This is a genomic window from Hallerella succinigenes, from assembly GCF_002797675.1.
Classification (GTDB): Bacteria; Fibrobacterota; Fibrobacteria; order Fibrobacterales; family Fibrobacteraceae; genus Hallerella; species Hallerella succinigenes.
This window is the reverse complement of sequence record NZ_PGEX01000001.1, coordinates 753187-773127: the sequence shown is the minus strand read 5'-3', so window position 1 is coordinate 773127 and position 19941 is coordinate 753187. Positions and strand designations below refer to the sequence as shown.

Here is a 19941-nt window from a genome sequence, read left to right as displayed (position 1 = left end):
ACTGAGAAGTCGACAAATTTTTTTGGGGGGGACTGTTGTATTCGACAAAAAAGACTATTACCTATAATTCTATGCTTAAAAATTGGCGATTTTGATATTAATTTCGCCGATTTTGTTTAAAAAGCACGCAAAAATTTTTCCAAAAATGAAACAACATTTTTGTAACATTCTGATACTTGTGTTACATTTTTGTCGGTTGAAAATTTCCAAAACCCTTTACCCGAAATCTTTGAGCGAATAATTTTTTCCTGTACGATTGAGGTGGCGATGTAGCCACTTTGATGACGAAGGAGACATATGAAGGCTCAAGGTCTATACAACCCGCAGAACGAACACGACGCGTGTGGTGTCGGTTTTGTCCTGAACATGAATGGCAATCGAGAACACGGAATCGTTGAGAAAGGCGTGAAGGTACTCTGCAACCTCCTCCACAGAGGTGCTACGGGTGCAGACGTCAATACCGGTGACGGTGCCGGTTTGCTCGTCCAGATTCCGGATAACTTTTTTAAGAAATCTTTGAAGATGAATCTTCCGGAACTCGGCCATTACGGTGTCGGTATGCTCTTCCTTCCACAGAACGAAAAGAAGCGCAGCGATGTAATGGCTCTCATCGAAAAGATTGCGAAGGAAGAAAATTTCGAAGTTCTCGAAAGCCGAGACGTTCCAGTGGTGGCTTCTTCAATCGGAGAATCTGCCCGCGCAGAAATGCCGTTCATCGCTCAGATCTTCTTGCAGTCCACAAAGGATTTGACGGGCGAATCTTTGGAACGCGCTCTTCTCGTGATCCGCAAGCGCGCAGAACATGAATCGGGTCTCGAAGCTGATGGCGCCGACGGTTTCTACGTGGCAAGCCTTTCTGCCCGCACCATCGTTTACAAGGGCATGATGACAGGCCCGCAGGTTCCGGTCTTTTATCCGGACCTGAACGATGAAAATTTTGAAAGTGCCGTTGCTGTTGTGCATCAGCGCTATTCCACGAATACCTTCCCGAGCTGGCCGCTTGCCCAGCCGTTCCGCTACATGGCGCACAACGGTGAAATCAACACGATCCGCGGTAACCGCAACTGGATGAAGGCTCGTGAAAAGAATTTGGAATCGCCGCTTTTCGGAAGCGATATCAAGAAGCTCATGCCGATTCTCGAAAAGGGTTCGAGCGACTCGGGCAACTTGGATAATGTCCTTGAACTTTTGACTCTCGGCGGTCGTGAAGTCGGTCATTCGATGATGATGCTCATGCCGCAGGCTTGGGGCAAAAAGCATGCGATGGGCCCAGATGTGCGGGGCTTCTTTGAATACCATGCCGGTATCATGGAACCGTGGGATGGCCCGGCAGCCGTCGCCTTTACCGATGGCGAATGGGTCGGTGCAACTCTCGACAGAAACGGTCTCCGTCCGGCACGTTATACGATTTTGAAGAACAACTTCATGGTGTTCGCTTCGGAATCGGGCGTCTTGGACATTGCTCCGGAAGACGTGGCGGAAAAGGGCTCTCTCCGTCCAGGTCAGATGCTCCTCATTAACCTCAAGACGGGTCGTTTCTACAAGGATAAGGCAGTAAAGACTCGCTTTGCCCGCAAGGAACCGTATCGCCGCTGGGTCAAGGAAAACCACATCGACATCCACGGCTTCTTCAACGCAGTCGGCGAAGTTGCTGTGAATGAAGAAACTTTGATGAAGCGTCAGAAGCTTTTTGGCTACACCCGTGAAGATATGGACTTCATTTTGAATTCCATGGCTTCGAATGGCGTGGAACCGATCGGTTCAATGGGCGCTGACCAGCCTCTTGCCGTTCTCTCCGAAAAACCGCAGTTGCTTTACTGGTACTTTAAGCAGCTCTTCGCCCAGGTGACGAACCCACCGATCGATCCGATTCGTGAAGAACTCGTGATGAGCCTCATGACGTTTCTCGGCATTCATGACAACTTCCTCGCCGAAGAACCTTCCCAGGCGCGCTTGCTCAAGTTCCGTTATCCGGTGCTTTCGAACGAAGACTTGGGACGCCTTCGCTCCCTTTCGCAGCAGGACTTCAAGAGCGCTACGGTGCAGATGGGCTTCCCGGTGCTTTCCGATTCCCTTTCTGCAGGAAAGCTTTTGGAACAGGCTTTGACGGACCTTTGCAAAAAGGCAGAAGAAGAAGTTCGCCATGGAAATAAGATCATTATCTTGAGCGATAAGGATCTCCCGGATGAATTCGCCCCGATTCCGGCGATCCTCGCCGTGTCAGCGGTGAACCAGCATCTTTCCCGTGTGGGCATCCGCACGAGCTGCGGCCTGATTCTTGAAACGGGTGAAGCTCGCGAAGTGATGCACGTGGCGAGCCTGCTCGGTTTCGGTGCGACGGCGATCAACCCGTATCTCGCTTTCGAATCAATCGCTCACATGAGCCGTTCGCAGGAACTCGATAAGCCGCTCGGTGTGACGGAAGCCGTGGAACATTACATCGATGCGATGAACAAGGGCTTGAAGAAAATCATGAGTCGTATGGGCATTTCGACGCTCCGCAGCTATCGAAACGCTCAGGTCTTTGAAATTGTCGGTATCGCGAAGGATGTCGTCGACAAGTACTTTACGGGTACGGCAAGTCGCGTTGGCGGTGTCGGTATGGAAGAAATTGCGAAGGAAGTGCTGATGCGCTGGCGTGCGGCAATCGAAAGCCACAGCCCGATTCTTCCGCCTGGTGGTGAATACCGTTTGCGCAAGGATGGCGAACGTCACCTTTGGACTCCGGCAGCGATTGCGGATTTGCAGATTGCAGTTCGCACTGGAAATCAGAAACGTTACGATTCCTATGCAGAACGGATCAATAATCAGTTAAAGTATCAGAGTACTCTTCGCGGCCTCTTCACGTTCAAGAAGACGGTTGCGATTCCTCTCGATGAAGTGGAACCGGCTTCGGAAATCATGAAACGATTTGTGACGGGCGCGATGAGCTACGGTGCTATTTCGAATGAAGCGCACGAATCGATCGCAATCGCGATGAACCGTATCGGTGCCCGCAGCAATAGCGGAGAAGGTGGTGAAGATCCGGCGCGTTACATTCCGCTGCCGAATGGAGACTCCCTTTCGAGCGCTACAAAGCAGGTGGCAAGTGGCCGCTTTGGCGTGACTGACGAATACCTGGTGAATGCAAGCGAACTTCAGATCAAGATCGCTCAGGGTGCAAAACCGGGTGAAGGTGGTCAGCTGCCGGGTCACAAGGTCAGTGAACAGATCGCTCGCGTGCGTCATTCGACTCCGGACGTGACCCTGATCAGCCCGCCTCCGCATCACGATATTTACTCGATCGAAGACATTGCACAGTTGATCTTCGACTTGCGCAATGCAAACGACAAGGCTCGCATTTCTGTGAAGCTCGTGTCGGAAGTGGGCGTGGGTACGGTTGCCGCTGGTGTTGCCAAGGCTCGTGCCGATATGATTTTGATTTCCGGTTACGATGGCGGTACGGGTGCTTCTCCGGTGTCGTCCGTGAAGCACGCCGGTGTTCCGTGGGAACTTGGTCTTTCCGAAGCCCAGACGACGCTCGTGTTGAATAAGCTTCGTAGCCGTGTGCGCCTTCAGGTCGACGGTCAAATGAAAACGGGTCGTGATGTGGTGATTGGTGCGCTTCTCGGTGCAGAAGAATTTGGCTTTGCAACGGCCATTCTCGTGGTTCTCGGCTGCGTGATGATGCGCCAATGTCACTCGAACACTTGCCCCGTCGGCGTTGCTACGCAGGATCCGGAACTCCGCAAGCGTTTCAAGGGCACTCCGGAACACATTATCCAGTACCTGACTTTTGTCGCAGAAGAAGTCCGTCATTACATGGCTCAGCTCGGCTTCCGCACCTTCAACGAAATGATTGGCCGCAGCGATCTTCTTGAAATGAACAAGGCGATTGACTTCTGGAAGGCTCAGGGCTTGGACTACTCCGGAATCCTTTACCGCGCATCGGAAAAGAGCGACGAAGTCCGCTGCACGATGCGGCAGGAAACGGGCCTCGAAGGTGTCTTCGACTACGAAGTTCTCAAGACGGTCGAAAGCTCCATCGAAACGAAGCAGCCGGTGACGCTGAATCTTCCGATTCACAATACGAACCGTACTTTTGGAACGATCATTTCGAGCCGCATCGCAAAGAAGTACGGCTACGCGGGCCTTCCGGATGATACGATTACGATCCACCTCAAGGGTTCTGCAGGCCAGAGCCTTGGCGCATTCGCTGCTCACGGTCTCACGATCGATTTGGAAGGTGAAGCGAATGACTACATCGGCAAGGGCCTTTCTGGTGCAAAGATCATTGTGCGTCCGCCGAAGGAAAGCACCTTCGCTCCGGAAGATAACGTGATCGGTGGTAACGTGATTCTGTACGGTGCAACGTCGGGTGAAGTTTACTTGAACGGTCGAGTTGGCGAACGTTTCGGTATCCGTAACAGCGGTGCTCTCGCTGTTGTCGAAGGCGTCGGCGATCACGGTTGTGAATACATGACGGGTGGCCGCGTGGTGGTCCTTGGACCGACCGGCATCAACTTCGGCGCAGGCATGAGCGGAGGTATCGCTTACGTCTACGATGAAGACGGTCGTTTTGACAGCGTCTGCAACACCGAAATGATCGACCTAGATCCGCTGAACGAAGAAGACGAAACGGAACTCAAGCAGCTGATTGAAAACCATGCAAAGTACACGGGCAGCCCGAAGGCGAAGAGAATTCTCGCCAACTGGGATCTGGAACGCGAACTCTTTGTGAAGGTGTTCCCGATGGAATATCGCCGCGCACTTAGCAACATGAAGAATCAGAATCGCGGATAAGGAGACAAACGATGACGACTTTATCAAAACCGTTTCTGGAGATTCCGCGCCGCAATGCGGAAGAACGCCCGGTCGAAGAAAGAATTCGCGACTACAACAAGACCGCTAAGGAAATGACCCAGGAACAGGTTGTGGAACAGGCAAAGCGTTGCATGAACTGCGGCGTTCCTTTCTGCCACAATTATGGTTGTCCGCTCTTGAACGTGATTCCAGAAATCAACCATGCGGTTTCCCGTGGACAATGGCACAAGGCTTTGGACCTTTTGCTCGACACGAGCCCGTTCCCGGAATTCACCGGTATCGTCTGCCCGGCCCTTTGCGAAGGCTCTTGCGTGAACGGCAAGGACGGCGACTCTGTGACGAACCGTGAAATTGAACACCGCGTAATCGAAACCGGTTACGAAAATGGTTGGGTCCGTCCGAACCTTCCGCTGGTCCGTACAAACAAGCGCGTCGCCGTCATCGGCTCGGGTCCTTCCGGCCTTTCTTGCGCAGAATATTTGAACCGTGCCGGCATCAACGTGACCGTGTACGAAGTTGCGGAACATGTCGGCGGATTCATGCGCTATGGTATCCCGGACTTCCGTCTTCCGAAAACGGTCGTTGAACGCCGCGTGGAACTGATGAAGGCCGCAGGCGTTCGCTTTGAAATGAACGTCCGCATCGGGAAGGACATTTCTCCGGAATATCTCTTGCGCGGAAACGATGCAATCGTTCTCTGCTGCGGCTCTCGCGCGCCGCGTGACTTGAAGGTTCCGGGCCGCGAACTTTCGGGCATCCACTTTGCCGTGGATTACTTGACTCAGCAGAATCGCATCAACGGCGGTGAAATCTTTGAATTCGATGAAACCAAGTGCGCTAAGGATAAGCACGTAGTTGTCATCGGTGGCGGTGATACGGGTGCAAACTGTATCGGTACAGCCATCCGTCAGGGTGCTGCCGACGTGATGCAGATTGAAATCATGCCAAACGCTCCGATGAAGCGAGCTGCGGACAACCCGTGGCCGGAATGGCCGCGCATCTTCAAGGAATCCGCTTCCCACAAGGAAGGCTGCAGCCGTAAGTGGAATATCAACACTCTCGAAGCGATCGGAGAAAACGGAAAGGTCAAAGCGCTTCGTTGCTCCGAAATCGAATGGCTCCGGGGTGAAGATGGTCGCATGTACAATGTTCCGAAGAAGGATGGCGAATTTATTCTCCAGGCGGACCTCGTTTTGCTTGCTATGGGCTTCGTCGGACACGCCATTCCGGAAATTGTGAGCGCATTTAACCTCAGAACCGACGAACGTGGATGTATTTTCCGCGATTCGACAGGTATGACTTCGGCTAAAGGTGTGTATATTGCAGGAGACTGTGCTACTGGACAATCGCTTGTCGTGAGAGCCATTACTGATGGCAAACACGTTGCAAACGGTATCATCAGAACACTTTTAAACTAAGAGAGGATAAATGGCAACGAAAGACGATCAAAAGATAAAGGAACTGGAATTACTTTATCGAGTAGGCCAAATCCTTGACGAAAGCATGGACATGCGCAATGTCCTGCGTCCGGTGATGAATACGCTCGGCGATTACATGGGATTCAAACATGCGACGGTGACTTTGTACAACCGTCAAACGGGTGAAATCTCTATCGAACTCGCTACGGGACTTTCTCCGCTTCAAACGAAGAAGGGACGTTACAAAGTGGGTGAAGGCATCACGGGTAAAGTCGTGGAAACCGGCAAGCCGATTGTTGTTCCAGACGTGACCAAGGATCCTCGCTTCCTCGACCGTACAGGACGTGGAAAGTCTGCAGAAAAAGGCTTTATCTGCGTTCCGATTTCGATTGAAAAAGAAGTCGTGGGAGCTTTGAGTGTTGACGAATTCAATCCGACTTCTGACCAGCTCGATGACGACCTTCGACTGCTCGAAATCATCGCCATGATGATTGCCTCTGCTGTGAAGCTTCGCCGACAGGCAGAAGAAGAAACGGAAATTCTCCAGGCAGAAAACGAAAGACTCCGTTCGGAATTGAAAGATCGTTTTCGCCCGTCGAACATCGTCGGAAACTCCCGCGAAATGCAAGTGGTTTACGATCAGATCGCTCGCGTTGCTAAAAGCCCCTCAACGGTTTTGATCCTCGGCGAAACGGGTACCGGTAAGGAACTCGTCGCCCAGGCAATCCACTACAACTCCGACCGCGCCAATGGTCCGTTTGTCCGCGTGCACTGTGCCGCTCTCCCAGAAAACATCATCGAAAGTGAACTCTTCGGTCATGAAAAGGGAGCGTTCACCGGTGCAATCGCTGAACACAAGGGCCGCTTCGAAATGGCAGACGGCGGCACTATCTTCCTCGATGAAATCGGGGAAATCTCCGCATCGCTCCAGATCAAGCTTCTCCGCGTGCTTCAAGAACATGAATTCGAGCGTGTCGGAGGAAATAAAACAATCCGTGTGAATATCCGCGTCGTTGCGGCTACGAACAAGGATTTGCAGCAGATGGTCCGTGAAGGAAAGTTCCGAGAAGACCTTTACTACCGCCTGCACATTTTCCCGATTTACGTTCCGCCTCTGCGCAAGCGTAAGAGCGATATCGTGCTCCTCGCGGACCACTTCCTCGATCGCTACAACAAGATGCTCGGCAAGGACATTCGCCGTCTTTCCACGGGTACGATCGACATGCTCATGAGTTATCATTGGGCAGGTAATGTGCGTGAACTGGAAAACTGTATAGAACGAGCTGTTCTTGTCGCCGAAGGAAATGTCATTTATCCGCACCATTTGCCATCGACTTTGCAAACCGCAGAATCGACAGGCGCACCGGTCCGTGGAGATTTGAAAAGCATGGTCGAAACCTATGAACGCGACATTATCTGTGACGCTCTCAAGAGCGCGAAAGGTAAGGTGGCGCCTGCGGCAAGAGCTTTGGCAACGACCCAGCGAATCCTCGGCTATAAGATTAAAATGCTTGGTATTAACCCCAAACGTTTTGCTTAATAGCGTCAGACTTCTATTTCGGAATCTCCAAAGTATCCTTAAGTTCAAAAAGAAAAGACCTCGCATTTGAACTGAACCCAAAAAGTTGGACAGTTTAAAGTTAGGATAAAACAGCGTTATGAGTCCGGTATTGTACCGGACTCATTCCGTTTAGGCGCAGCTTTATCCGGTCGTTGTTGTAGTATTCGATATACTTCCTCAGCTCCTGTTTGAAGTGGTCCATGTTTCTGAACGTGTTCGGGTAGAGAAGCTCTGACTTCATTATTCCAAAGAAGTTCTCCATCATGGCATTGTCCAGGCAGTTGCCCTTACGGCTCATGCTCTGGATGATTTTATGATCTTTCAGCGATTTCTGGTAAATCGCATGCTGGTAGTGCCACCCCTGATCCGAGTGCAGAACCAGTCGCTTCCAGGTACGCTTCTTCGCATATGCCCGGTCCAGCATGTCCATTACCATCTTCAGGTCCGGATGGTCCGAGATTGCGTAGCTGACTATCTCGCCGTTATACATGTCGAGTATTGGCGACAGGTAGCACTTGTCCATGCCGATGTTTATCTGAGTCACGTCGGTAGTCCATTTCCTGTTGGGGGCCTTTGTGTTGAAGTTCCGCTTGAGCCTGTTCGGGGCGGTCTTGCCGACCTCGCCCTTGTACGAGCGGTACTTGCAGCGCCTGCGCACGTTCTTCAGGCCATCTTCCTTCATGAGCCGATAGACCGTCTTGTGGTTTATGGCATAGCCCTCGTTCCGGAGCTGGGCCACGATGCGGCGGTAGCCATAGCGGCCCTTGTTCTGGGCGTGTATGGCCTTGATTCGCTTGCGCACGACGGCGTAGCGGTCGGGGCCATCCTTGAGGTTGTAGTAGTACGTGGAGCGGGACAGCCCGCTAGCCTTCAGGAGATGTCTCAGGGCGTACTCGGCGCTCAGTTCGCGGACGACTTGGGCCCTATACCGAACATCTCGGCACTTTCTTCCTGGTCTAGGGCCTTTAATTTTTTTAGGTAGGCGTTCTCCGCTTTTAGATACTCATTTTCTTCCCTGAGGCGTTCAATCTCGCTCATTCCCGTTGTCCATTTCGGCTTGGCCTTGTTCATCTTGGGTGGTCTCCCTCTCGGCTTGGTAGCTAGCAGTTCTTCGTATCCGCCATGACGGTATTTCCGCAGCCAAGAACTCAGGCTGGTAAAACTTATGCTGTACTTGGCGATAACTTCCGCATAAGATAGAGATTTCTTGACGACCGCGTCGATGACAGTCCTCCTCAAGGCAGGAGTTGACCGAACATTCGTTTTCCTTTCAGTCTGCCAACAGCCGGTCTGTCGGTAAAGCCGGATATGGCGCTTAATTTCGGACAGTTCCAGACCTGTCAACCTTGAGATTGACGGAGAGTCGTAACCATCCTTGTGAAGTTCATAGGCCTTGGCCCATTCTTCTTTTGTGTGTTTCTGGTACATGAAAACTCCGAAAGTTGTGTCCAACTTTCGGGGTTCACATCAATTTGCGAGATCTTTTCTTTTGAACTTCAAAAAATTATTTCTTCGTGGAATCGGCCGGAGCGGCGGGCTGAGTCGTTGTCGGTGCTGTTTCAACCGTAGCCTTAGCGGTATCCGCTGGGGCAGCTTCTGTGACTGGAGCCGTTTCGTTCTTCACCCTGTCAGCGGGCGCTTCTGCCGGAGCCTCTTCTTTTGCCTGGGCGGTTGTAGCCTTCAACGTATCCGTTGGGGTTGCTTCTTTTGCCGGAGCCTCCTTCACTTCTTCCTTTGCGACTTCAGTGACTTTGGTGGTATCTGCAGACTGAGCCGCAGTCGTATCCTTGACCGGTTTTACAAAAGAAGCCATCGGAGCGATAGAGGTTTCAACATCTTCATAGGTCACGCCAATGCCCCAGTAAGAACATTCGGTTTTATCGTTCATTTCCGTCTGGGAATAATGCACGTCGATGATGTTCTGAATGTCTGGATTGCGTTCCGACATAATCTGGAGGAACGTGGTGACGTCGCAGTTTTTGTTCTGGGTTTCGGTGCGGAGCATCAAAGTGCGAGCCGTCTTAACCTTCAGCTGTTCAGCCTGCGGAAACTGCTGGAGTTCGGCACCCTTCTGTTCCACGACAGATGCGGCACATCCGAAAAATACGAGGGAAGAGGCGATAAGAGAGGTAATGCAAAGTTTTTCCATGATGATTTCCTCAAATTAAAAGAGATAGGTGGCGCCAAGGGAAACGACGAGTGGACGGTAGGTCAAACCTTTCCACACACCGATGATATCATTATCGGAATAATCCGTTGCCGCTGCATAAAGGCGCGCATCAATCGCAAAATGCGTAAAGGCATAGCCCAGTTCAAAAATTCCGCCGAATTCCGGATTCGAAGAATTGAATTCCGTCGGGAATCCGTAAGAGGTCGCTTTATTTTTCGAATAAACAATCGGGGAAAGCTGGATGCCTGCACCCACAAAGAATCCGTCATAGACGTTTGCACGGGCGACCACCGGAATCTGGATCAAATATTCCTGAAATTTCAAGGAATATTCGTCCCTATTGTACTTGTGATAGCGATAGGCAAAAGAAATGGCCGGATCGATTTCAAAAATACGGTTCAAACGAAAGCGGAAAACGGGTCCGACATCCACAGCGGAACCCGGATGCTTCCAGCCGACATAATCCGCTTCTTTGCCGGTAAAGCTAAAAAAGCCACCAGAAACACGGACACCGGCTGTAAACCAACGGGGATAAAACTGCGAATTAGATTCTGCGGAATATCCAAACGAAACGGCGGTCTCGTTTGCGCCACGGTTTACCGGAATTTCCCGAGAACCTTCGGCAAAAGCGGCCGTTGCACAGGCAATCAGACTCGCTGCAAAAAAGAGATGCTTGATTTTCATAGAAATAATCTAATAAAAAAAAGAATCTTGGAAATGCCTAATTAAAAAGTCCTGTTTGCAAATGTTTCCATGAAGATTGGCTCGCTGTATGGATTTTATCCGTCGGAAGCAGTTTCCATGCAACCACTAATGTCCCGCCGTAAGACGCCAAATGCTTTCCTTCGGCACAGCTCTGAATGCGAATGTCAAACTTTTTCTCGATCCGCACAAATTCTTTTGCAAGGGTAACTGGGCCGTTTAACGCAACGCTCGAAGTTTCCGGAAAGTTCCGCAAAACCTTTGCCTAAAGATCGATAAAGAAATGATGTGCTTCGTTACGAGCTGTGGATTGTACGGGCTGCGGACAAGCACAAAGCCTTCTGTCAAACGGTTCACAAACCATTTGGAAAAGAACGCCGGAATGTCCATGTGCATGCCCGTTTGCAAAATCATCGCTTACGAAAGTTCCTGCTTGTAACGGGCGTAGTCGTCGTCGCCGAAAACGTTAAAAATCACTTGGGTTTCGGGCTTCTTATGCTCTAAAACCGTGCGCACGGCAATCTTACAAGCTTCATCTTTGGGGAACCCAAAGACGCCTGTCGAAATACAGCAGAATGCAATGCTTTTACAGCCGTTTTTCTCGGCGAGCTGGATGCAGTTGCGGTAAGAACTCGCGAGTAAAGCCTTGTGCGTGGGCGTTAAAATGCCGTGTACAATCGGGCCTGGCGTGTGCAGAACGAACTTTGCGGGAAGGTTGTAAGCGGGCGTCATCTGCGCGTTTCCGGTTTCTTCTTCGTGTCCGAGCTTTTGAATCACGCGAAAACAGGCGTTGCGTAGTTCAATCCCTGCAAAAGTGTGAATGCAGTTGTCTATGCAAAGGTGACAGGGCGAAAAACAGCCGAGCATCTGATTGTTGGCCGCGTTCAACTTCCAAAAATCCATCGGGAGCCTTTTTCGGCTGGCGCACGTTCACGAGGGAACGGTACACCTGAAACAATTCCTGCTCGTTATCGGGATTTTTTTGGAGCATATCGCTCGGATATTCTTTTAAAAGAAGATCCGTTAAAAATTGAAGACGTTCAAACTGTGTCATGGCGCTTAAAATACTAAAAACGCACGATTCTCTTTAAAATGGTCGAGATGTCGTTTCAATGATTTTTATATTGAGCCCAAAAAGAGTTACATAATGAAGAACTATTCCTTTTTGATGGAATTTTTTTAAACGAATTCGCAAAATTTGGCGAAATTTCCGTCCTTTGCCCCAAAGGGATTCACAGAACAAAATTTTTCTACATTAAAAATGGAAATCTTCCAAAGGATTAAACAACTATGCAATTTCCTCCTGTAAAAGACCAAATGGACATCTTGCTCCGCGGCGTTGCGGAAATCATCCCGGCCGACGAACTCGAACAGAAGCTCCAAAAGTCTTATGAAACGGGAATTCCTCTTCGTATCAAGCTCGGCGTCGATCCGACCGCTCCGGATGTTCACCTCGGCCACACCGTCGTGATGCGCAAGCTTCGCCAGTTCCAGGATCTAGGCCATACTGTCGTTTTAATCGTCGGCGACTATACAGCCCAGATCGGCGACCCGTCAGGCCGTAACAAAGCTCGTCCGCGTCTTTCTCACGAACAGGTTTTGGAAAACGCAAAGGAATATCAGCAGCAGTTCTTCCGCGTTGTCCGTGAAGATCGCGTCGAAATCCATTACAACGGCGAATGGTTCTCCAAGCTTCCGTTCTCCAAGGTGACGGAACTCATGGGCCAGTTTACGGTCGCCCAGATGCTCGAACGCGAAGACTTCCACAACCGCTATGCTTCTAACAGCCCGATCAGCCTGCATGAATTCATGTATCCGATGATGCAGGGCTATGACTCTGTAGCCATCAAAAGCGACGTCGAACTCGGCGGTACCGACCAGAAGTTTAACGTTTGCCGGGGCCGTGACCTTCAAATGTACGAAGGCATGCCTCTCCAGATAGGTATGTTCATGCCGATTCTTCTCGGCACGGACGGCAAGTCCAAAATGAGCAAGAGCCTCGGTAACTACGTCGGCGTGAACGAACCGGCTGACGTCATGTACCACAAGATTTACAATCTCGCCGATTCCATCGTCGAAAACTGGTACGAACTTTTGACCGATATCCCGATGGAAGAAATTAAGAAGATGATGGCAGATGTCGCTTCCGGCGCTCTCAATCCGAACGTCGCCAAGGATCGTCTCGCCAAGAACATCGTCGCCCAGTATTACGGCAAGGAAGCCGCCGAAGCTGCTGCCACAAAGGAAAAGGAAATCCACAGTGGTAACGCTATCCCGTCCGACGCCAAGGAATGTAAGGTGGAAACCGGTGATTACAAGGCTCTTGACCTTCTCGTTTCCATCAAGGCGTTCGCTTCCAAGGGTGAAGCTCGCCGCATGGTGCAGAACGGTGGAGTCAAGATCGCAGGCGAAAAACTCGCCGATCCGATGGCCGAAGTGAAGATTGCCGGTGACGACAAGCTTTTGGTTCAGGTCGGTAAGCGCAACTTCTTCAAGGTTAATTTCTAATGGCCCATGATACCCTGATACTCGGACTCAATCCGACTTGGCAACGTTTATTTCTCCTGGATGAATTCAAGCCTGGGGAAGTAAACCGCCTTTCCAAGGTCGAAGAATTTGCTTCGGGCAAGGGTATCAATTGCGCTCGTGTTCTCCGTATGCTTGGCGGGGATTTTATCCTCGCGCATTTCCTCGGCGGAGACCGCAGTGTTTCGATCTGCGATGAAGTCGCGGCTTCGGGCATTCGTCAGCTCCCGATTTGGATCGGTGCCGCAACGCGTATGTGCACCACAATCGTCTCCAAGGGCGACACCACGGAACTCATTGAACCGTCCCCCAAAATCACCGAATCCGAAAACAAGGACTTCTTGCAGACGGTCGGCGAAGTTTGGAGCGACGTCTTGAACGTGGCTCTCTGTGGCTCGTCACCGGTGGGCTTCCAAATGGAAAATCTTTGCAAGCTCGACCTGGAAGGCAAGCGTCTTTTTGTTGACGCCGTCGAAGGCATTGACGGTTGGCTTGAACATGGTGTGGAACTTCTCAAAATCAATTTGGACGAGTACTGCAAGCTCTTGCAGCGCTTCGGCATTCCACAGATTACTTCGAGTCCGCAGTTCTGGAAGATGACGGCTTCGACTCTCCTCGAACGCTTGCCGATTACAAATCTTGTCGTGACCGATGAAGACGCTCCGATTCACGCATTCTACCGTGAAGAAGGTAAGTTCATGGGCGTAAGCCTTCAACCGCCGCAGGTAAAGGTGGTGAATGACATCGGTGCAGGAGACGCCTTCCTCGCAGGCTGGCTCGCTGCCGACTTCCTCGGACTTTCCGTTGCAGAACGCCTCGCCAAGGCAACCGCAGTTGCATCGGCTCGTTGCGAAGTGGACCGCCCCTGGAATATCGATCTCGGACGCGTTTCTTCTTTCGAATCCGAACTGCTTCCTCAAGTCGAAAATTTCTTGGATTAATCCATGCGCAAGTCGAAAACGCTAATCGCGATTCCGTCTCCGCAAGAATGGAAAATTCTTTATCCCAAGGTTCCGTACAGCAAAACGGTTGAAGAACCGTACGCGCAGAATGCCTTGTTTGATGTGGCTTGCGTCGGCATCGGCATTGTGAACTTCGTCGGAAATCTCACGAAGTTAATTTGTACAAAATCTTATTCTCGGGTCATCATCGCGGGCATCGCAGGCGCGTTGCCGTTTAGCGGTCTTCAAACGGCAGACATCGTCCGCGTCGATGAAGAATGCACAGGCGATATTGGCTATTGGAATAAGGATAAATTCCAGTCTTATTTTCCAAAACCGCAAATCGTCAAGGCGACTCCTAAAAAGTTCGCCCCCAAAGAAATCGCTTCGCTTCCGGGCGTGCGCGGCATGTCTGTAAACACCATGACTTCGAGCAAGCAGGTGCTTGAATACCGCGCCAAGTTCTACGGAGCCAAAATCGAAGCCATGGAAGGCGTCGCCGCATTCATGCTCGCCCAAACCCTCGGAATTCAGATTTTTGAAATTCGAACGGTCAGCAACTTGACCGGTGATCTCGACGAAACCCGTTGGAACATCGAACAGTCGCTTTTGAACTTGCAAAGCTCGGTATTGAATCCGATTATCGAGGCCGTAAAATGACTCGGCTTCGTTTAGGAATTTCTACCTGTCCGAACGATACCTTTATTTATGAGGCTTTAGTCCACGGTATTCCAGGCTCAAAATTGACCTGGGACGTCACCTTTGCCGATGTACAGACCTTGAACGAAAAGGTTCTTCGTGGGGAACTTGACGTGGCAAAGGTCAGCTGCGGCGTTTTACCGCTTGTTCAAAAGGATTATCAACTTTTGCCCTGTGGCGGAGCCATGGGGTACGGTTGTGGCCCGCTTCTGCTCTCCGCGAAGAATCCCGCCGCATTTCAAGACGACAAAGAAACAGTCTTGCCGGGCAAAAATACGACCGCTTCGCTTCTTTTCCGCTTTTGGTACGCCAAAACGCAGGGCGGAAAAACGCCTCAAGTCTCTTACGCCTTCTTCAACGAGGTCTATGATGGTCTTTTGAACGGCAAAAACGCTCAGGGCGTCGTGATCCACGAAAAACGCTTTACCTGGCAACGAGACGGCCTTGGACTTTTAATGGATTTGGGCGCCTTCTGGGAAGCTGAAACGGCTTCTCCGATACCGCTCGGCTGCTCCGTCGCCAAAAAATCCCTGGGGCAGTCCACGATCCAAGCGGTCGAAGCAGAAATTCGCGAAAGTCTTGCCTCGGCGCATTCTCGTTTGAACCTCGTCACGGATTTTATTCGGAAAATGGCTCAGATCCCGGACGATTCCGTTATTGAACAGCACATTCGCATGTTTGTCACGGACTTTACCCGCGACATGGGGGTGCCGGGACGAAAAGCCCTCGAAATTCTTGCAAAACACGTCGTTTTGTAAAAAAAAGAATAACAAACCGCCTTGGCAAGGGCGGTTTTCCTTATGTGTAAAGAAATTTTTTACTCCGCTGCGGAATTTTGCCCAAAACTTTATTTATTTTCCCAAAGAATCTTTATTCAAGGGAGTTTCTTATGGACTTGGTTCAGCAACTGGAACAGGAGCTCGAAGCTTTCAAGCGCGAGTATGAAAAGTTCGAAAAAGGCAACAAATCGGCGGGAACCCGCGCACGTAAAGTCCTCCAGGACATTAAGCGTACTTGCCAAGACCTTCGTGTCTCGATTCAAGGTGTGAAGAAAGAAGGCGAAGGAAAGAAACCTGAAGAAGAAGGTGCTGCATCCTAAAAAACGGCCTCCACGCGTGGATGTGCCCTTTAATTTGCGCTTTTTTTCAAAGATTTATCATTAAAAGTGTTTGACTAAAGCTCTTTTTGAAGGTATATTCCACGTTGTGATTTGGTGCACAGGGTGTGGTTCCCCTGTCCCATATCCCATGGATGTGAAGAATTTATGTTTCATGATTGGAGAAATCTAGCAGTATGACCCTAAAGAAAGTATTCGTAGTTCTTGCTGGGGCTATGCTCTTTTCGGGATACGCGTCGGCAAAGGCGATCAATGTGCCGGGCGATTACGATAAGATTGCGGACGCTCTCGGTAACGCAGACGCTGGCGATACGATTTTCGTCAAGCGCGGGACCTACAACGAAAACATTACCCTCGTCATGGGTGTTGTTCTGAAGGGTGAAGACCCTCTCTCAACAATCATCGATGGTGGCCGTCGCGGTCCGACCGTGATGGGTACTTCGGGCGCTGAAATGTCCCATTTCACCATCCGAAACGGCATGGAAGGTATCCTTTGCGAAAACGCAGCCCCATACATCCACCACTGCTACGTGATGGACAACAAGGCAACCGGTATCGCAGCCTTCATCTCTCTCCCGAATCTCCGCAACAACGTTGTTTACGGCAACCGCTGGTCCGGCATTCTCGCATGGGGCGCCAAATCTCTCGATGCGTATGTCGAACAGAACGTCGTTCTCCGCAACGGTTACTCGGGCCTCGCTCTGAAGGGCCCGTCGAACATTGTGGCTCGTAACAACATCTTCATGGAAAACCACTATTACGGTGTGTTCGCTGACCCGGCCGCCGGTCAGACGAAGATCGAATACAACAACATCTACAAGAACTACTACCCGTTCAACCGTTTCATCAAGGTGAACCGCACGAACGTTTCTTTGGACCCGAAGTTCATCAACCCGTCTCTCGGCGAACCGAACTTCTACTGCAACTCTAAGTCTCCGATGCTCAAGCGTGGTAAGGGCAAGCTCGACATCGGTCTTCTCGCTCATGACGTCGTTCCGGAAAAGGAAGAAGTTGTGAACGAAACTCGTAATCCGGATACGGATGGCGATGGTCTTTGCGATCCGTGGGTTTCCGAAGAAAACCAGTCTGAAAAGTATTCCGCAGTCTGCGCCGGCATTGATAATTGCCCGGAAGATGCAGAAGACGTCGATGGATTCCAGGACGACGATGGTTGCCCGGATCCGGATAACGACCGTGATGGCGTTTGCGATCCTTGGGTTGAAGCTAGCGGTCTCCTCGACAAGTACGCTCACACCTGTAAGGGTGCTGACGCTTGCCCGGATAACGCAGAATCGTTGAACGGTTATAAGGATGAAGACGGTTGCCCGGATGAAGTTCCGGTTCCGCCGAAGAAGGTCTTCGTTCTCGAAGGCGTGAACTTCGAATCTGGCAAGGCTTCTATCACGCAGGATTCCGATGTTTCCCTCCGCAAGGTTGTCGACATCATGGAAGCATTCCCGGAAACGACATTTGAAATTGTGGGTCATACCGATAACGTCGGTAGCGCTGAAAAGAACAAGAAGCTCTCTGCGGAACGCGCTGAAGCAGTGAAGAAGTTCCTTGTTGACAACGGCATTGCTGAAAATCGTATGGTGACCCGCGGTGCTGGCGATACTCAGCCGAAGGCTTCTAACAAGACTGCAGAAGGCCGCGCTCAGAACCGTCGCATTGAATTTACCCGTACGGATATCAAGTAAGGAGAAGGTTAGACGATGACACGCTTTAGCTTCATCAAGACAACAGCCGTTGGGCTTATCTGCACGAGTGCAGCGTTTGCTTCTCCGTCGTACGCTCCGCACAAGTACCAGCAGAATGACTGGTTTGGCGAATTTGGAAGCAACAACACGGCTATGTATGTGAATCCGGCTGGTATTGCCGAAACCGATCAGATTGAACTTTCTATCGGCTACTTCAGCACCATCAGCGGCGAAGCCTCTCAGGAATACGGATCTTTGACGATTCCGGTTGGCTACGATCACACGTTCGGTATTAGCTTCTTCGAAAACGGTGCCGATGTGGATGGTGGTTATTCCTACGTTGAAAACGCCTATATGCTCGGTTACGCTTACCGTCTCATGCATTGCTTGGCCTTGGGCGTTGACCTCTCAATCCTCCAGATCAACCAGTTCGACATGAACAAGCAGTTGACCTTGGGCGCGGATGTGGGTATCAGCTGGAATCCGATCAACAACTCCCGTTTCGGTAGCTTGACTCTCGGTATTGCATTCCAGAACGCGGTTGCTCCGGCAATTAGCACGGAAGCCGATAACGATTCCTATCACTTCGTTTTCATGGGTGCAGACGAATCCTATAAGGTTCCGAGCAACCTGAACTTCACTTTGTTCTATCGCGGCTTCAACCGCATGTTCGAAGCGAAGGCTGAATTCTCTGTCATCGACGTTCTCCACGATGATGAAGAAGGTGGCGACGGCATGAATCTCGAAACGAGCTTCACGTTGACCTACTACTTGAGCTCTCACTTGGGCGTCCGTCTTCGTTTCACGAAGGAAGGCTACCCGGTGCTTGGCGCAACGGTGAATGTGAAGGACGTAACGATTTTCCGTTATGTCGCACTTGACCTTGAAATGTCTCACGATGATATCGTGGAAAAGAAGAACCGCGGCTTTATCTGGGCTGTGAAGCTCACGACCCGCTTCGGTAATACCCGTGAAGAAAACATCGGCGAAGATCGTTATCGTCGTTTGAAGATTGAACCGGAAAACGATTACCGCGCCGCTATGCGTCTTTACTTGAACCGTCAGTTCCTCGAAGCTGCTTATGCCTTCGGTAAGGTTCAGACGAAGTACCCGGCATTCCACTTGGTGGACCAGGCTGCTTTCTACAAGGGCAAGTCCTTTGAAAATATGCGTATGCATAAGGCCGCCAAGGCTGTCTACGATGACGCTGTGAAGCGTTATCCGCAGAGTGACCAACGCGCTAAGTATCACTTCCAGTTGATGAACATCGACTATAAGGAAGGCAAGTATAACGACGCAATGGTGAAGTATCAGTACATCGTCCAGCACTTCAGCGAAAGCGATGTCAAGGCTGACGCTGACTATATTGCAGGTCAGATCAAGTTCGAACAGGGTCTCTATCAGGAAACCATCGACCTGCTCTCTGCAATTCTTCCGGGTAACGCAAACTACTTCTATGCTCGTTACACAATGGGTATTGCTAACAGCCGTATGGGTAAGTGGGACGAAGCTGAAAACTGTTTCCGCGACATCATCGACCAACCGGCATCCAATCAGTCTGAATTGGATCTCCAGGATGCTGCTAAGGTGAAGCTTGGCCATATCTACTTCTCTGGCGAAAATGCGAACATTCCGGAAGCTGCTGGTCTCTATGGTCAGGTGAAGCCGGGTTCTCCGGTCTACGATGAAGCGATGCTGGCTCTGGGCTGGTCCTTCCTCAAGGTTAACAAGCCGGATGAAGCTCTCAAATATGCTCAGTGGATCATCAAGAATATGCCGGATTCCTTCCTTCTCTCTGAAGCTTACCTTGTTGAAGGTTACTGCTTCTACATGAAGAAGGATTACAATAACGCAGAAAAGTCTTTGAGCAACGCTGAAAAGCTCACCGAAAAGCCGGTCGTTTCGATGGCTGCTCGTGACAGCGCTCGTAAGGCTTACGAAGACAACGAAGCTCACTTCGACAGCGTGCAGGCCAAGGCTCTCGATCTTTCTCGTCAGCTCCCGACCCCGCGTGTCCAGATGAAGCGCGATCAGCTCCGTCCTGACTTCGATAAGGCAAACGAAGCGATTGACGATTACGCTAAGTTCATGGCTCGTTCTCAGCAGAGTGATCGCTTTGAATCCAACCGTAAGCGCGTCCTCGAAGATGCAGGCTTTACCTTGGCTACTGTAAAGACCAAGAAGGCTGAAAGCGGTGGTGGTTCTGTTGGTGGTGCTAACTCTCAGGAACTCCAGGAATTGGAAGAGTTGGACGATTTGGAATAAGTTAAACAAAAGGGGATAGACCTGGTCATTCCGGGTCTGTCC

15 protein-coding genes and 1 pseudogene are annotated in these 19941 nt (G+C 50.8%); 10 read left to right on the top strand and 6 right to left on the bottom strand.

Translation table 11 applies throughout. The features are described from left to right. Positions 1-297: 297 nt before the first annotated feature. The 3 genes from gltB to nifA are packed head-to-tail and all read left to right on the top strand — an operon-like array spanning position 298 to position 7761. Entirely contained in the window at positions 298-4782 is a 4485-nt protein-coding gene (gene gltB / locus BGX16_RS03340) for a glutamate synthase large subunit (RefSeq protein WP_100424785.1), read from the top strand. An 11-nt stretch (positions 4783-4793) separates the two neighbouring features. Then, positions 4794-6221: a glutamate synthase subunit beta gene (locus BGX16_RS03335; RefSeq protein ID WP_100424784.1), complete on the top strand. Its 1428-nt coding sequence runs from the start codon at positions 4794-4796 to the stop codon at positions 6219-6221. 10 nt (positions 6222-6231) lie between these two features. Continuing rightward, positions 6232-7761 (top strand): nif-specific transcriptional activator NifA, encoded by a 1530-nt coding sequence (gene nifA / locus BGX16_RS03330; protein WP_100424783.1) that lies wholly within the window; start codon positions 6232-6234, stop codon positions 7759-7761. 100 nt (positions 7762-7861) lie between these two features. Here the strand turns inward: nifA and BGX16_RS03325 are convergent, their stop codons facing one another. From BGX16_RS03325 to BGX16_RS03300, 6 genes and pseudogenes are all read right to left on the bottom strand, one after another. Further along, positions 7862-8656: an IS3 family transposase gene (locus BGX16_RS03325; protein WP_241899577.1), complete on the bottom strand. Its 795-nt coding sequence runs from the start codon at positions 8654-8656 to the stop codon at positions 7862-7864. Between the two features lie 26 nt (positions 8657-8682). After that, a complete protein-coding gene (locus tag BGX16_RS03320; RefSeq protein WP_100424741.1) occupies positions 8683-9210 on the bottom strand; it encodes a helix-turn-helix domain-containing protein in 528 nt (175 codons plus the stop codon). Positions 9211-9286: 76 nt separating this feature from the next. Then, entirely contained in the window at positions 9287-9931 is a 645-nt protein-coding gene (locus BGX16_RS03315; protein WP_100424782.1) for a hypothetical protein, read from the bottom strand. Between the two features lie 15 nt (positions 9932-9946). Beyond that, a complete protein-coding gene (locus BGX16_RS03310) occupies positions 9947-10636 on the bottom strand; it encodes an outer membrane beta-barrel protein (RefSeq protein ID WP_100424781.1) in 690 nt (229 codons plus the stop codon). 237 nt (positions 10637-10873) lie between these two features. Then, complete coding sequence (locus BGX16_RS03305; RefSeq protein WP_100424780.1) at positions 10874-11068, bottom strand: DUF1848 family protein; 195 nt, start codon at positions 11066-11068, stop codon at positions 10874-10876. Between the two features lie 3 nt (positions 11069-11071). Next, a pseudogene (locus BGX16_RS03300) lies at positions 11072-11708 on the bottom strand (macro domain-containing protein). A gap of 236 nt (positions 11709-11944) precedes the next feature. Here BGX16_RS03300 and tyrS point away from each other — a divergent pair. From tyrS to BGX16_RS03265, 7 genes are all read left to right on the top strand, one after another. Continuing rightward, a complete protein-coding gene (gene tyrS, locus BGX16_RS03295; RefSeq protein WP_100424779.1) occupies positions 11945-13162 on the top strand; it encodes a tyrosine--tRNA ligase in 1218 nt (405 codons plus the stop codon). Further along, positions 13162-14121: a 1-phosphofructokinase family hexose kinase gene (locus BGX16_RS03290; RefSeq protein WP_100424778.1), complete on the top strand. Its 960-nt coding sequence runs from the start codon at positions 13162-13164 to the stop codon at positions 14119-14121. Before tyrS ends, BGX16_RS03290 begins: the two co-directional genes overlap by 1 nt. Positions 14122-14124: 3 nt before the next feature. Continuing rightward, complete coding sequence (locus BGX16_RS03285; RefSeq protein ID WP_100424777.1) at positions 14125-14781, top strand: phosphorylase family protein; 657 nt, start codon at positions 14125-14127, stop codon at positions 14779-14781. Further along, entirely contained in the window at positions 14709-15578 is an 870-nt protein-coding gene (locus BGX16_RS03280; protein ID WP_241899423.1) for a 1,4-dihydroxy-6-naphtoate synthase, read from the top strand. Before BGX16_RS03285 ends, BGX16_RS03280 begins: the two co-directional genes overlap by 73 nt. A gap of 131 nt (positions 15579-15709) precedes the next feature. Then, positions 15710-15919: a hypothetical protein gene (locus BGX16_RS03275; protein ID WP_100424775.1), complete on the top strand. Its 210-nt coding sequence runs from the start codon at positions 15710-15712 to the stop codon at positions 15917-15919. Positions 15920-16113: 194 nt separating this feature from the next. Beyond that, the gene (locus tag BGX16_RS03270) at positions 16114-17634 is read left to right on the top strand and encodes an OmpA family protein (RefSeq protein ID WP_241899422.1); all 1521 of its coding nucleotides are present in this window, start codon (positions 16114-16116) and stop codon (positions 17632-17634) included. A gap of 15 nt (positions 17635-17649) precedes the next feature. Then, positions 17650-19899 carry a tetratricopeptide repeat protein gene (locus tag BGX16_RS03265; protein ID WP_100424773.1) on the top strand — a complete coding sequence of 750 codons (2250 nt, stop codon included), beginning with the start codon at positions 17650-17652 and terminating at the stop codon, positions 19897-19899. Positions 19900-19941 lie beyond the last annotated feature (42 nt).